A 13,167-nucleotide genomic window follows, 5' to 3' on the forward strand; every position below is an offset into this window, starting at 1 on the left:
TTGTCCCGCCCCCGCCTCTTCGGCTGCGCCGTGCTCGCGGTACTGGCGGTGTTGCTGGGCTGCGCGGCCCCGGCGGTGGCGCTCGCCCCGACGACCCGAACGGCCCCGGCCCCGGCTCCTGCCCCGGCCTCGGCAGCCGTCCCGGTGCCGGCCCCGGCCACCGGGTCGGCCACGGCGTGGCCCCGGGCGGCCGTGTCCACCGACGCCGACGGGCCCGCCTGCGCGCCGGCGGCTCCGGGACACGGCGGCTCGCCCGCCGTCCCCACGCGCGCCGCGGGCGAGCAGCACGCCCAGGTCCCGCCGGTCCGGGCGGCGCCCGAGGACGCCGGTCCGGCCGCGGCCGTCACCGTACGGACCCCCGTACGCGGCCCCGACCGCCCGGCCCCCGACCGGCTGCAGCTCTGTGTGATGCGGGTCTAGACGGACCGGTCCCCCGGTCCCGTCCCACCCACCCGCAGCAACGGAGCACCCGCATGCCCTCTTCCCCGAAGTCCGCCGCCAAGAAGTCCGCCGAGAAGTCCGCCACGAAGCCTCTGCTGCTCTCCGCCGGGGTGGCCCTCGCCGCGATCACCCTCGGCCTCGTCTCCTGGCGGGCCACCGCCCCCGCCGAGACCGGCTCGGCCGGTTCCGCCTCCGTCACCGCGCCCCGGTCCGACCCCGCCGCCGGGCTCAAGGCGCTGGCCCGCCGCGAGTCCGGCGACAAGCTCGCCGTCGGCCGCGCCGACGCGCCCGTCGTGCTCATCGAGTACTCCGACTTCAAGTGCGGCTACTGCGGCAAGTTCGCCCGGGACACCGAGCCCGAACTGATGAAGAAGTTCGTGGAGGACGGAACCCTGCGCATCGAGTGGCGCAACTTCCCGATCTTCGGCGCCGAGTCCGAGGCGGCCGCCAAGGCCGCCTGGGCGGCCGGGCAGCAGGACCGCTTCGACGCCTTCCACGCCGCCGCCTACGCCGCGGGCTCGAAGGACAAGGGCTTCGCCGAGCCCCGGCTCGTGGAGCTGGCCCGGGAGGCCGGGGTGGCGGACCTGGAGCGCTTCAAGGCGGATCTGGCCGGCGAGCAGGCCGTGGCGGCCCTGAAGAAGGACCAGGAGGAGGGCTACCGCATCGGCGTCACCTCCACCCCCTCCTTCCTGCTGAACGGCAGGCCCATCGCCGGCGCCCAGCCGCTCGACACCTTCACGGCCGCCATCGCCAAGGCGAAGGCCGAGGCCGCGAAGCAGTGACCGGCATCGGATACCTGGCCGCCCTGCTGGGCGGCCTCCTCGCGCTGCTCAGCCCCTGCAGCGCCCTGCTGCTGCCGGCCTTCTTCGCGTACTCCATCGACTCCACCTCGCGGCTCCTGGCGCGCACCGGGATCTTCTACGCGGGCCTCGCGAGCACCCTCGTACCGCTCGGGGCGGCCGGCTCGTACGCCGGGCGGTTCTTCCACAGCAACCGCGACCAGCTCGTGCTGGCCGGCGGCTGGCTGATCATCGCGCTGGGCCTCGCGCAGATCCTGGGCCTCGGCTTCGCCCCGAAGCGGATCTCGGAGCTGTCGGGCCGGATCCGGCCGACCACCGCCCTGTCGGTGTACGCGCTCGGCGCGGTCTACGGGCTGGCCGGGTTCTGCGCCGGCCCCATCCTGGGCAGCGTCCTGACGGTCGCGGCGGTCAGCGGCAGCCCCGTCTACGGCGGCCTGCTGCTCGCGGTCTACGCCCTGGGGATGGCCGTACCGCTGTTCGTCCTTGCACTGCTGTGGGAGCGGTTCGACCTGGGCGGGCGGCGCTGGCTGCGCGGGCGGGCCCTGCGCGTCGGCCGCTTCGAGCTGCACACCACCTCGCTGCTGTCCGGGCTGTTCTTCATCACCCTGGGCGCGCTGTTCCTCGCCTACGACGGGGCGAGCGCGCTGCCGGGGCTGCTGGACGTGGACGACTCGTTCGCCGTGGAGCAGCGGGTCCGCTCGCTGGCGGACGCGGTCCCGGACGGGGTGCTGCTCGGGCTGGTGGCCGCCGGGGCGGCGGCCGTCGGCGTCGTGCAGTGGCGCCGCAGGGAGCGCGCGGCGGCGGCCGAGGCCGAAGGGGAGTAACCACAGAAGGCCCCGTCCGATGGACGGGGCCTTCTTGATGGTGGCTGGGGCCGGGGTCGAACCGGCGACCTATCGCTTTTCAGGCGATCGCTCGTACCAACTGAGCTACCCAGCCACGAAACCGTTTCCGGTTTCAGCGATCCTGACGGGACTTGAACCCGCGACCTCCACCTTGACAGGGTGGCGAGCTAACCAACTGCTCCACAGGACCTTGCAGTGTGCGAGAACAAGTCTTGCACACGGTAATGCGTACCCCCAACGGGATTCGAACCCGTGCTACCGCCTTGAAAGGGCGGCGTCCTGGGCCACTAGACGATGAGGGCTAAAGGCCCGCCGGGCACTTCTCAGCGCGTCGGGGACGTGAGAAGCATATGGGATCCGGGGAGCTATCGCCAAAACGGTTTCCCCCGGAGCGACAATGGCCGGGTGCTGGAGATGACGCGCGAGGAGTTCGAAGAGCTCGTCGCAGAGGCCCTGGACCGGATCCCGCCGGAGCTGACGCGGCTGATGGACAACGTGGCGGTGTTCGTCGAGGACGAACCGCCCGCCGAAGACCCCGAGCTGCTCGGTCTGTACGAGGGAACTCCGCTGACGGACCGCGGCGAGTGGTACGCCGGGGTGCTGCCGGACCGGATCACGATCTACCGCAATCCCACGTTGCGCATGTGCGAGGACCGGGAGAGCGTGGTCGCGGAGACGGAGGTCACCGTGGTGCACGAGATCGCCCACCACTTCGGGATCGACGACGACCGGCTGCACGCGCTGGGGTACGGGTGACCCGGCCGGTCCCGGCTCCCGGTGACGGGGCGGCGCATGCGGCGCGGCCGGCGGAGGCGATCGATCCGGACATCGACCTGCACGTACCCGCGCAGCGCGCCGAGCCGCAGGGCCGGGTGCTCGCGGCGGTGGCGGTGGGCGGCGCGGTCGGGGGCGCGGCGCGGTACGGGATCTCCCTGCTGTGGCCGGCCGGGCCCGGGGCCTTCCCGTGGGCGACCCTGTGGATCAACACCTCCGGCAGTGCGCTGATCGGCGTACTCATGGTGCTGATCAGCGAGGGCGGCCGGACGTCCCCGCACCCGCTGCTGAGGCCCTTCGCGGGGGTCGGCGTGCTCGGCGGTTTCACCACCTTCTCCACCTACGCGGTGGACTTCTCGCGGCTCCTGGACGAGGGGGAGACGGGACGCGCCCTGGCCTACGGCGGGCTCACGGTGCCGGCGGCGCTCGGCGCGGTGTGGGCGGCGGCCGCGGCGACCCGGCGCGCGGTCCGCGGCCGCGGACCCGGGCGCGTGCCGCGGTGAACTGGCTGCTCGTGGTGGCGGGCGCGGCCGTCGGCGCGCCGCTGCGCTACCTGCTGGACCGCGCGGTGCAGGCGCGGCACGAGTCCGTCTTCCCCTGGGGCACCTTCGTGGTCAACGCGGCCGCCTGTCTGGTGCTCGGGGCGCTGGCCGGGGCGGCGCTGGCGGGGTCCGCCTCCTCGCGGCTGCAGTTGCTGCTCGGGGCCGGGCTGTGCGGGGCGCTCAGTACGTACTCGACGTTCTCGTACGAGACGCTGCGGCTGGCCGAGCGCGGCCGGGGGTTCCTGGCCGTGGCGAACGTGGTGGTGTCGGTGCTGGTCGGGCTGGGCGCGGTGCGCCTCGGGTCGCAGGTGGCGCTGCGGCTCTTCGGCTGAGGGTCCGGCCCGGGTCTCGTCCCGGTGTTCGCCCGAGGGCGTGTCCCTTGCGGGTCAAAGGGAGTTGGGCACATTGACCCGCTCATGCGGAAAGTTCACCCTCAGGCTCCGGAGGTGCCCCCGTGCGCCAGTTGTCCGCTTCCCTCCGACTGGCCGTCACCGCGCTCGCGGTCGCGGCGACGGCCGGCTGCATGAGTGTCGGCGAGAACGCGGCCAAGCCCGGGCCCTCAGCTTCGGGGGACCGCCACGGCGGCGCCGAGGCGGTCGCGGGGACCGCCTCGGGGCGGGGCTCCGGGGTCCGCGGCAACGGGCACGGCGTGAAGGACGGTACGGGGAGCCAGGGCGGCAGGCCCAAGGAGGACGGCAAGGCCTCCGGTGCGACCGGGGCTTCGCCGAGCCCGGGCGCGCCGAGCGGCCGGCCGGGGGTGCCCGCACCGTCGGCGGGACCGGGCGGCGGCGCGGGCGGGCAGGGGCCGCAGGAACCCACGACGGGCGGGTCGGGCGGCGGCTCCGGCGGCCCGGGCGGTTCGGCCGGCGGGCAGCAGTCGGCGAGCCCGACCCCGGCGCCGCCGGCCACGACTCCCCCTGTGACGGAACCCACTCCGCAGCCGCCGAGTCCGCAGCCGGAGCCGACCACCCAGCCGGCTCCCGAGTTGTAGGCCCGGCGGGCACCCGGCCGGGTCCGTAAGGACCCGGTCCGGTACCGGCGCCCGAGCGTCTTCGCAGGTCAGAGGGGTTTCTGCGGGAGCGACTTGCCAGACCCCGGGGAGGGTGCGTATGGTTATAGATCGTTTGATCCCATTGCCCGGCGCCGAATCCGAAGAGCGCCGTGTGGCGCGTACTCTCCCTAGCCGTGGCTGACCGCATTGAGGCGGTCGATTTGCGATTCACGGAGTTTGGGCGCGTGCCGAGACTCCGGAAGGTTTCGCATTTCGCATGTCCATTTCCAGCTCTGACCGTTCCGTCATGCCCGAGAACGACTCCAACGAGATGATCGACGCCGAGGCCCTTGTGGTCACCGAGGCGATCGAGGCCGCCGAGGCGGACGAGATCATCGAGGCTCTTGAGGCCGACGTGAACACCGACGGGTCCTTCGAGGACTCGACCACCGACTTCGACGACGACGCGGACGCTGACGCCGACGCCGAGCCCTCGATCACCTTCGGCGACCTCGGTCTGCCCGAGGGCATCGTGCGCAAGCTCGCCCAGAACGGCGTCACCGCCCCCTTCCCGATCCAGGCCGCGACCATCCCGGACGCCCTGGCCGGCAAGGACATCCTCGGCCGTGGCCGTACCGGCTCCGGCAAGACCCTCTCCTTCGGTCTGCCGACCCTGGCCTCCCTGGCCGGCGGTCACACCGAGAAGAAGAAGCCCCGCGCGATCATCCTCACGCCGACCCGTGAGCTCGCGATGCAGGTCGCGGACGCGCTCCAGCCCTACGGCGACGTGCTCGGCCTGAAGATGAAGGTCGTCTGCGGCGGTACCTCCATGAGCAACCAGATCTACGCTCTGGAGCGCGGTGTCGACGTCCTCGTCGCCACCCCCGGCCGTCTGCGCGACATCATCAACCGTGGCGCCTGCTCCCTGGAGAACGTCCAGGTCGCGGTTCTCGACGAGGCCGACCAGATGGCCGACCTGGGCTTCCTGCCCGAGGTCACCGAGCTGCTCGACCAGATCCCCGGCGGCGGCCAGCGCATGCTCTTCTCCGCCACCATGGAGAACGAGATCGGCACCCTGGTCAAGCGCTACCTGTCCAACCCCGTCACGCACGAGGTCGACAGCGCGCAGGGCAACGTCACGACCATGACGCACCACGTCCTCGTCGTGAAGCCGAAGGACAAGGCGCCGGTCACGGCCGCCATCGCCGCCCGCAAGGGCCGCACCATCATCTTCGTCCGCACCCAGCTGGGCGCCGACCGCATCGCCGAGCAGCTCGTCGAGGCCGGCGTGAAGGCCGACGCGCTGCACGGCGGCATGACGCAGGGTGCCCGTACCCGCGTCCTCGCCGACTTCAAGGACGGCTACGTCAACGCGCTCGTCGCCACCGACGTCGCCGCCCGCGGTATCCACGTCGACGGCATCGACCTGGTCCTGAACGTGGACCCGGCCGGCGACCACAAGGACTACCTGCACCGCTCGGGCCGTACCGCCCGCGCCGGCAAGTCCGGTGTCGTGGTCTCCCTCGCGCTGCCGCACCAGCGTCGCCAGATCTTCCGCCTGATGGAGGACGCGGGCGTCGACGCCTCGCGTCACATCGTCCAGGGCGCCGGCGCCTTCGAGCCGGAGGTCGCCGAGATCACCGGTGCCCGTTCGCTGACCGAGGTCCAGGCCGACTCCGCGAACAACGCCGCCAAGCAGGCCGAGCGCGAGGTCGCCGAGCTCACCAAGCAGCTCGAGCGCCTGTCGCGCCGTGCCGTGGAGCTGCGCGAGGAGGCCGACCGCCTGGTCGCCCGCTCCGCCCGTGAGCGCGGCGAGGACCCGGAGGCCGCTGTCGCCGAGGTGGCCGAGGCCGCCGAGGCCGAGGTCGCGGCTGCTGCCGCCGCCGCTGCCGCCGAGCTGGCCGCGCAGGAGCGCCGCGAGGAGCAGCGCGCCCAGCGTGACGACCGTGGCAACTTCGAGCGTCGCGACAACCGTGGCGGCGACCGCGGTGGCGACCGCGGCGGCTTCCGCCGTGACGACCGCGGTGACCGCGGTGGCCGTCCGTCGGGTGGCTTCAACCGTGACGACCGTGGTGGCGACCGTGGTGGCTTCCGCCGCGACGACCGTCCCTCGGGTGGCTTCCGCTCCGGTGGTGACCGTCCGGCCGGTGGTGGCTTCCGTCGTGACGACCGTCCCTCCGGTGGCTTCAACCGCGATGACCGTGGTGGCGACCGTGGTGGCTTCCGCCGCGACGACCGTCCCTCGGGTGGCTTCCGCTCCGGTGGTGACCGTCCGGCCGGTGGTGGCTTCCGTCGTGACGACCGTCCCTCCGGTGGCTTCAACCGCGATGACCGTGGTGGCGACCGTGGTGGCTTCCGCCGCGACGACCGTCCCTCGGGTGGCTTCCGCTCCGGTGGCGACCGTCCGGCCACGGGCAACGGCACGTACAACCGTGACGACCGTCCCTCCGGCGGCTTCCGCTCCGGTGGCGGCGACCGCCCGTTCAACCGCGACCGTCGTGACGACCGTCCGGCCGGCGGCTTCCGCTCCGGTGGCGGCGACCGCCCGTACGGCCGCCGCGACGACCACCGTCCGTCCGGCTCCGGCTCCGGTTCCACCGGCGGCTTCGGCGGCCGCCGCGACGACAAGCCGCGCTGGAAGCGCAACGGCTGATCGCAGCTGAGCTGAACCCCTGAGGAAGGGCCCGTACGACACCCAGGTGCCGTACGGGCCCTTTCCTCGCTCCGGGGAACTGATGACGCGTAACACCCCTTCGGGGGCAGGTCCCAGGCCCTGCGGAGCGCCGCCGGACCGGCGGCGACAGGCCGGTCGGCGGATACCCGATCGGCTGACCGGCGCGGTCCGGCTATGCTCTGGGGTGAGCACCTGGAGGGCCATTAGCTCAATTGGCAGAGCAGCGGACTTTTAATCCGTTGGTTGTCGGTTCGAGTCCGACATGGCCTACCGCTCGCAGGGACGGGGAGACATCCTCCGACCTGTACGGGAGCGCCCCATCCGATTCCTTCGGGTGGGGCGCTTCGCCGTACCGGTAAATCCGGTGACCCCGCAGGTCGGTGAGGGTAGCGTCGCCGACCATGACGCCTGTTCTGCATACCGGACGCCTGCTCCTCGACCCGTACACCCCCGAGGACGAGGAAGGTTTCGTCGCACTCTTCCAGGACACCAGGGTGTCCCGGTGGATGGGCGACGGTCCCGTCTCCGAGGCCGAGGACCGGGCGCTCTTCGGACGGGTCTTCACGAAGGTCTACGCCGAGAACCTCTTCGACGTGTGGGCCGTGCGCCGGGACGGTCGGCTGGTCGGGCACGCCGAGATCAAGCGGACCGACGAGGCCGGCGGCCACGAGATCATCTACGCCCTGGCCCCCGAGGCCTGGGGAGCGGGTCTCGGCACCGAGATCGCCGAGGCGATCGTCGCGTACGGCTTCGGCCCCCTCGGCCTCACCGAGGTGCACGCCACTGTGGCCGACGCCAACACGGCCTCCCTGGTCCTGCTGGAGCGCATCGGCTTCACCCGCGTACGGGATCTGCTGGAGGACGACGGGAGCACCACGCACGTGCTGACCCGCCGCCGGGATGCCGCGCAGCAGGGATGATCCTCGTTCGCGGAGGCCGGCATGCGGCCGTTTCCGGTCCGGTTTTGGGGACTTGACCTGCGGTGATGTGGTTCTGGGGGCGGTGCGGCGGTTAATTGGCGAAGGGCTCCGCCCGGATGGCGTAGAGTTGTGTTTACCGACGCGGGGTGGAGCAGCTCGGTAGCTCGCTGGGCTCATAACCCAGAGGTCGTAGGTTCAAATCCTGCCCCCGCTACTCAGTACGAAGGCCCGGTTCCTCCAGAGGAACCGGGCCTTCGTCGTGTTCCGGCTCCACCGGGCGCTCTTCTCACGCTTTCTCACGCCTCGTCATCCGTCCGGCCGCCGTCAGGTCGCCTGTGGATGCCCCTGCCACCAGCCTTGAGGGGCGAGGAGGCGGCGGGACCGGACCCGTGCGGCGGACCGGGCGGCAGGAGAGCAGCGTGGTGGGGCTGGGCCGGCAGGGCAACGGCGGTGGGCACGCGGGTGGGGGCGGGAGCGGTGTGACCCGTCGCGTGGTCCGGGTGCTGCCGGGTGCGCTGATCGCCCTCGGGATGGTCTTCGACGTGCTGACCCCGCCCAGTTTCACGGGGTCCCCGTTCTTCACGGCGGCCCCGCTGATCGCCGCCCCGCTGTTCACCCTCTGGGCCACGGCCCTGACCGGCGGCCTGGCCGTGTTCGCGGTGTTCGTGCTGCACATCCTCAACGGCACCAGCTGGAAGGTCGAGGCGCTGACCGAGCTGGTGACCGTACTGACCGTCGCCGGGCTCGCGCTCCTGATCAACCGCATGGTGCGGCGCAGCGGCGAACGGCTCGCCTCGGCGCGCGGGATCGCCGAGGCCGCGCAGCGGGCGGTGCTGCCGAAGCCCGCCGAACGCATCGGGGGGCTGCACGTGTCCGCCTGGTACGAGGCCGCGCAGGCCGACGCCTTCATCGGCGGCGACCTGTACGCGGTCCAGGAGACCCCGTACGGAGTGCGGCTGGCGGTGGGCGACGTACGGGGCAAGGGGCTGGGGGCGGTGGAGGCCGTCGCGGTGGTCCTCGGCGCGTTCCGGGAGGCGGCGGAGACCGAGCCCACGCTGGAGGCACTGGCGCAGCGGCTGGAGCGGGCGCTGGCCCGCGAGGGCACCCGGCGCGACAGCCTGGACGTGGTGGAGGGGTTCACGACGTGCGTGCTCGGGGAGATCCCGCCGGGCGTGGGAGTGCTGCGGCTGCTCAACCGGGGCCATCCCGAGCCCCTGCTGCTGCACGAGAACGGTGAGCTGGCGGTCCTCGCCCCGGCGGAGCCGGCCCTGCCGCTCGGCATGGGGGAGCTGGGCGGCTGGCCGGACCTGGTGCAGGAGTGGGCCTTCCCGGCGGGGACCACCCTGCTGCTCTACACGGACGGGCTGACCGAGGCCCGTGACGGGGCGGGGGAGTTCTACGATCCGGCGGCCCGGCTGCGGGGGCGGATCTTCCCCGGGCCGCAGGCGCTGCTCAGCGCGCTCAGCAGCGATGTGCGCCGGCATACGGGCGGCGGGGCGACGGACGATATGGCGCTGCTCGCGGTGGGCCGTCCGGGGGAGCGGGAGCCGGAACGGCGCCGGACCGTGCCGGTGGTGCCCCGCGCGACATGATGTGACGATGTGTGACTGAAAGGGTGCTCTCTGCGAGGTTGTTGACGAGCCGTCATTTCTGGCCTGTGGCTGAAGAGGTGGGTGAGTCGCTTGATTTTTGCCCTGGTTGAGGCTGTTTCACAGTGAAAAGGAATGGCCAAAGCCGGTCGGTGCGTGGCTGATTGGTGGGAACGATCAAGCGGATGAGCTTGGAATCACTCCCCTACGTCTATTACCTTTCGATAACGCAGCGCGGTCGTCCCAGCCGTCGCAAGAGACGGCACCGTGCGCGCGCGCGTCCTGCGCGTGGATGAGGAGTGTGCCCCGGTGGCCTCCAACTTGCCTGCCCCTGAAGGCATCGAGATCCAGGAGCCGCCCACCGCGGGTGCCTGGGGCGAGTGGAACCCCACCGAGGATTCGGTGCGGCCGGTCCGCGGCAAGCACCGCGTCGCCAAGCAGCGCGGGGGACTTGCCCGCAGCTCCACCGTGCTCGGCGTCGGTGTCATCGCGGCGGTCGGAGCCGGCGGTATCGCCACGGCGCAGGACCGGCCCCAGGTCGCGATATCCCTGCCGGCCCTGCCCGACCTGATGACCGGGAACAAGGCCCCGCAGGAGGAGGGCGGTTCCGGACCGGCGGCCTCGACGGGCGAGCGGACGGGGATCATCGCGCAGCAGTCCGCCCAGGGCGCGGACGCAGGCGAGGCGTTGCGCAACCGCATCCTCCAGCAGGCCGAGGCCCAGCAGGACGCCGCTGAGGCCAAGGCCCGGGCGGAGGCCGAACAGGCCGCGCAGCAGGCCGCCGCCCAGGAGGCCAAGGAGAAGCTGGAGGCGGCCCGCACGGCCGCCGAGGAAGCGAAGACGCAGGCCGAGGCCAAGGCCAGGGAAGAGGCCGAGGCGAGGGCCGCGGAGGAGGCGGCGGCCAAGGCCGAGCAGGAGCGCCTCGCCAAGCCGTCCGGCAGCTACTCCCTGCCCACCTCCGCCTACACCCTCACCTCCCACTACGGGGACTCCGGCTCCATGTGGTCCTCCGGCCACCACACCGGCCTCGACTTCGCGGCCCCGACGGGGACCCCGGTCAAGGCCGTGGCCGCCGGAAAGATCACCTCGGCCGGCTGGTCCGGCGCGTACGGCTACCGGATCGTGCTGGAACTCCCGGACGGCACGGAGATCTGGTACTGCCACCTCTCCTCGATGTCGGTGACCTCCGGCGCGGTCGGCGCCGGCGAGACCATCGGCCGCGTCGGCGCCACCGGCAACGTCACCGGACCTCATCTCCACCTGGAAGTACGCAAGGGCGGATCGACACAGGACCCGCTGGCGTGGCTGAACTCCAAGGGCCTGAACGTCTGAGCCCCGGGTCCGGGTTCGTTCCCGGGCACATCCCCTGGGCCGTCCCCGGGTTCGTTCCTGGCTTCGTTCCCCGGGCCGGGTCCGGCGCGCCGCGGTCGAGGTCCGTCCGCCGCGGCCCGGGTACATCCGCCCGCGCGGCCCCCGGGGCCAGAGGGTCGAACCACGGCGGAACCAGCTCCTCGATCACCGCCGCCCGGGCCAGCGCGGGACCCGCCGTCGCCCGGGACTGCCAGAGCCGGTGCAGCAGCTCCCGCTCCCGGCCCGCGAAATCCCGCTCCCGTACGGGGCCGCCGCGCCGCGCCCGGTTCCGCAGCAGGGCCAGGGCCGCCGCGTCCGCCTCGTAGCGGGCGACCGTGCGTCCGGCCGCCCGGCCCCCGCTGCGCCGGGCCAGGGAGCGGGCCAGTGACCGGGCCGGCATCGAAGCCAGGGCCGGGACCTCGGCCGGACCGAGCCAGCCCGCGGCCGCGTACAGCGCGAGCTCACCCTCGACGGCCCGCAACCGGTTGCGCCTTATCCGCACCGCCAGCCACACCAGCAGCCCGAACACCGGGACCATCACGCAGCTGTAGACCACGTAGAACCCGTGCTCCCCGAACTGCGAGGAACCGTTCCACAGCGCGTGCATGCCCATGGCCAGCGCCAGGCCGAGCAGCGGCGGCCAGATCCTGCGCGAGCGGCGGGCGCTGACGGCGGCCACGCCGAAGCCCAGCCCGGTGAGCACGGTGAACAGCGGGTGCGCGAACGGCGACAGCACTATCCGCACGAAGAAGGTCGCCGCCGTCACCGATTCCAGCGCGCCGCTGCGGTCGGCCAGGTCCTCCACGAAGGCGTTGCCGAGGTAGAGGATGTTCTCGGTGAAGGCGAAGCCGGTGGCGGTGAAGCCGGCCACCACGAACCCGTCGGCGGGGCCGGTGAAGTGACGTCTGCGGAACACGAACACCAGCAGCAGGGCGGCCGCCTTGGCGCTCTCCTCCACCACCGGGGCGATGGCCACCGAGCCGAGGTGATCGGCGGCGGAGGCGTCGGTGGTGGTCGCGGCTATCCACTGGGTGGCGAAGTTGTTGGCCAGTATCGCGATCAGTGCCGCGGTGCAGGCACCCCAGCCGAAGCAGAACAGCAGCTGCGACCAGGGCACGGGTGCGGCCCGGCCCAGCCACCGGAAGGCCGCCATGAGCGGCGCCACCGGCAGCAGGGCCAGACCGAGACCGACGAAGAAGCCGGAGGTGCCGGTCTGTTCCCGCACGAGTTCGAGGATGGTGACCCCGGTCGCGGCGAGCAGGGCGAGGAGCACGCACGTGCGGACCGTGCCGGACGGACGTGGGAGCACGAGGTGGAGCGCTCGGTACACACCATGACCCTAGCGAGCCGGTCTGACACGCGCGGTGACCTTGTCAGTTCTCCGTGCGACGGAAGAGCAAGTCGTGTACGAGGTGGCCCTTGTCGAGCCCCTGGCCCTCGAAGCGGGTCAGCGGCCGGAAGCCGGGGCGCGGGGAGAAGCCGCCGTCGGGCTGCGTGTTCTCGAAGTCCGGGTGCGCGGTGAGCACTTCGAGCATCTGCTCGGCGTACGGCTCCCAGTCGGTCGCGCAGTGCAGTACCGCCCCGGGCGCCAGGCGGGTGGCGGCCAGCGTGAGGAAGTCGGGCTGGATCAGCCGGCGCTTGTGGTGGCGGGCCTTGGGCCACGGGTCCGGGAAGTACACGCGGATACCGGCCAGCGAGTCGGGCGGCAGCATCTCGCGGAGCAGGATGATGGCGTCGCCGTTGGCCACCCGGACGTTGGTCATCCCGCCGCGCTCGGCGAGGGCGAGCAGGTTGCCCTGCCCGGGGGTGTGCACGTCGGCGGCGAGGATCCCGGTGCCGGGGTCGTCGGCTGCCATCTGGGCCGTGGCCTCGCCCATGCCGAAGCCGATCTCCAGGACGACCGGGAGGCCGCCGAAGAGCTCCTCGAGGTCGAGGACCCGGTGGCCGTCGATGTCCAGGCCCCAGGTGCCCCACAGGCGCTTCAGGGCCTCACCCTGCCCGGTGGTGACCCGGCTGCGCCGGGGCTGGAAGCTCCGGATCCGCCGCTCGTGGTGCGAGCCGGCCGGGTCCGGCGCGGGCCCGTCGGGGAAGCGGGGCTCGGTGCGCCACTTGGGCGGCACGTACGAGTTCGTCTCCGGCGCGGCGTCCGGGAGGCGGGGCGACTGGGGATTCAGGGACTCAGACACAATGCCGTGATTCTACGACGGGGGTCAGCGCGGCCGCCCGACCTGGGGCTCCGGC

The 13,167-nt window shown here is 72.6% G+C and carries 13 protein-coding genes and 5 tRNA genes; 13 read left to right on the forward strand and 5 right to left on the reverse strand.

Going from position 1 to position 13,167, the window contains the following annotated elements:
• Genes ACZ573_RS24485 through ACZ573_RS24495 form a run of 3 tightly spaced genes read left to right on the forward strand, consistent with a single transcriptional unit; the run spans nt 1 to nt 2,065 of the window.
• Nucleotides 1–420 (forward strand): hypothetical protein, encoded by a 420-nt coding sequence (locus tag ACZ573_RS24485; protein ID WP_471307446.1) that lies wholly within the window; start codon nt 1–3, stop codon nt 418–420.
• 53 nt (nt 421–473) lie between these two features.
• Nucleotides 474–1,223, forward strand: coding sequence for a DsbA family protein (locus ACZ573_RS24490; RefSeq protein WP_471307447.1), 750 nt, complete (start codon nt 474–476; stop codon nt 1,221–1,223).
• The gene (locus ACZ573_RS24495; protein ID WP_471307448.1) at nt 1,220–2,065 is read left to right on the forward strand and encodes a cytochrome c biogenesis CcdA family protein; all 846 of its coding nucleotides are present in this window, start codon (nt 1,220–1,222) and stop codon (nt 2,063–2,065) included. Before ACZ573_RS24490 ends, ACZ573_RS24495 begins: the two co-directional genes overlap by 4 nt.
• Nucleotides 2,066–2,103: 38 nt before the next feature.
• On the opposite strand, the gene ACZ573_RS24500 is transcribed toward ACZ573_RS24495, so the two are convergent.
• The 3 genes from ACZ573_RS24500 to ACZ573_RS24510 all read right to left on the reverse strand — a co-directional run bounded on the left by ACZ573_RS24500 (nt 2,104) and on the right by ACZ573_RS24510 (nt 2,388).
• Nucleotides 2,104–2,180 (reverse strand) — tRNA-Phe (locus ACZ573_RS24500).
• A 22-nt stretch (nt 2,181–2,202) separates the two neighbouring features.
• Nucleotides 2,203–2,276 (reverse strand) — tRNA-Asp (locus tag ACZ573_RS24505).
• A gap of 39 nt (nt 2,277–2,315) precedes the next feature.
• A tRNA-Glu gene (locus tag ACZ573_RS24510) sits at nt 2,316–2,388 on the reverse strand.
• Between the two features lie 103 nt (nt 2,389–2,491).
• Between ACZ573_RS24510 and ACZ573_RS24515 the strand changes: the two genes are divergently transcribed.
• From ACZ573_RS24515 to ACZ573_RS24560, 10 genes are all read left to right on the forward strand, one after another.
• Complete coding sequence (locus tag ACZ573_RS24515; protein WP_471307449.1) at nt 2,492–2,842, forward strand: metallopeptidase family protein; 351 nt, start codon at nt 2,492–2,494, stop codon at nt 2,840–2,842.
• Nucleotides 2,839–3,363 carry a FluC/FEX family fluoride channel gene (locus ACZ573_RS24520; protein ID WP_471307451.1) on the forward strand — a complete coding sequence of 175 codons (525 nt, stop codon included), beginning with the start codon at nt 2,839–2,841 and terminating at the stop codon, nt 3,361–3,363. The genes ACZ573_RS24515 and ACZ573_RS24520 overlap by 4 nt, the downstream gene beginning before the upstream one ends.
• Complete coding sequence (gene crcB / locus ACZ573_RS24525; protein WP_471307453.1) at nt 3,360–3,734, forward strand: fluoride efflux transporter CrcB; 375 nt, start codon at nt 3,360–3,362, stop codon at nt 3,732–3,734. The genes ACZ573_RS24520 and crcB overlap by 4 nt, the downstream gene beginning before the upstream one ends.
• Before the next feature lie 122 nt (nt 3,735–3,856).
• A complete protein-coding gene (locus ACZ573_RS24530; RefSeq protein WP_471307454.1) occupies nt 3,857–4,393 on the forward strand; it encodes a hypothetical protein in 537 nt (178 codons plus the stop codon).
• Nucleotides 4,394–4,700: 307 nt separating this feature from the next.
• On the forward strand, nt 4,701–7,046 hold the full coding sequence (locus ACZ573_RS24535; protein WP_471307456.1) for a DEAD/DEAH box helicase: 2,346 nt from the start codon (nt 4,701–4,703) through the stop codon (nt 7,044–7,046).
• Nucleotides 7,047–7,264: 218 nt separating this feature from the next.
• Nucleotides 7,265–7,337 (forward strand) — tRNA-Lys (locus tag ACZ573_RS24540).
• Nucleotides 7,338–7,468: 131 nt separating this feature from the next.
• Nucleotides 7,469–7,987, forward strand: a complete 519-nt coding sequence (locus tag ACZ573_RS24545) for a GNAT family N-acetyltransferase (protein WP_471307458.1) — start codon at nt 7,469–7,471, stop codon at nt 7,985–7,987.
• Between the two features lie 140 nt (nt 7,988–8,127).
• A tRNA-Met gene (locus tag ACZ573_RS24550) sits at nt 8,128–8,201 on the forward strand.
• A gap of 265 nt (nt 8,202–8,466) precedes the next feature.
• A complete protein-coding gene (locus ACZ573_RS24555; RefSeq protein ID WP_471307460.1) occupies nt 8,467–9,579 on the forward strand; it encodes a PP2C family protein-serine/threonine phosphatase in 1,113 nt (370 codons plus the stop codon).
• 306 nt (nt 9,580–9,885) lie between these two features.
• Nucleotides 9,886–10,908 (forward strand): M23 family metallopeptidase, encoded by a 1,023-nt coding sequence (locus ACZ573_RS24560; RefSeq protein ID WP_471307462.1) that lies wholly within the window; start codon nt 9,886–9,888, stop codon nt 10,906–10,908.
• On the opposite strand, the gene ACZ573_RS24565 is transcribed toward ACZ573_RS24560, so the two are convergent.
• Both ACZ573_RS24565 and trmB read right to left on the reverse strand, forming a co-directional pair.
• Nucleotides 10,817–12,256, reverse strand: coding sequence for a PrsW family intramembrane metalloprotease (locus ACZ573_RS24565; RefSeq protein ID WP_471307465.1), 1,440 nt, complete (start codon nt 12,254–12,256; stop codon nt 10,817–10,819). The genes ACZ573_RS24560 and ACZ573_RS24565 overlap by 92 nt on opposite strands.
• Nucleotides 12,257–12,299: 43 nt before the next feature.
• Nucleotides 12,300–13,046 carry a tRNA (guanosine(46)-N7)-methyltransferase TrmB gene (trmB, locus tag ACZ573_RS24570; RefSeq protein WP_471307502.1) on the reverse strand — a complete coding sequence of 249 codons (747 nt, stop codon included), beginning with the start codon at nt 13,044–13,046 and terminating at the stop codon, nt 12,300–12,302.
• Between the last annotated feature and the right edge of the window lie 121 nt (nt 13,047–13,167).

The organism is Streptomyces sp. NPDC040545 (assembly GCF_055595065.1).

Bases quoted from the DNA above. Each gene is read 5' to 3' on its own strand.
- ACZ573_RS24545 (WP_471307458.1), top strand. From the start codon at position 7,469: ATGACGCCTGTTCTGCATACCGGACGCCTGCTCCTCGACCCGTACACC.
- ACZ573_RS24490 (WP_471307447.1), top strand. From the start codon at position 474: ATGCCCTCTTCCCCGAAGTCCGCCGCCAAGAAGTCCGCCGAGAAGTCC.
- ACZ573_RS24535 (WP_471307456.1), top strand. From the start codon at position 4,701: ATGCCCGAGAACGACTCCAACGAGATGATCGACGCCGAGGCCCTTGTG.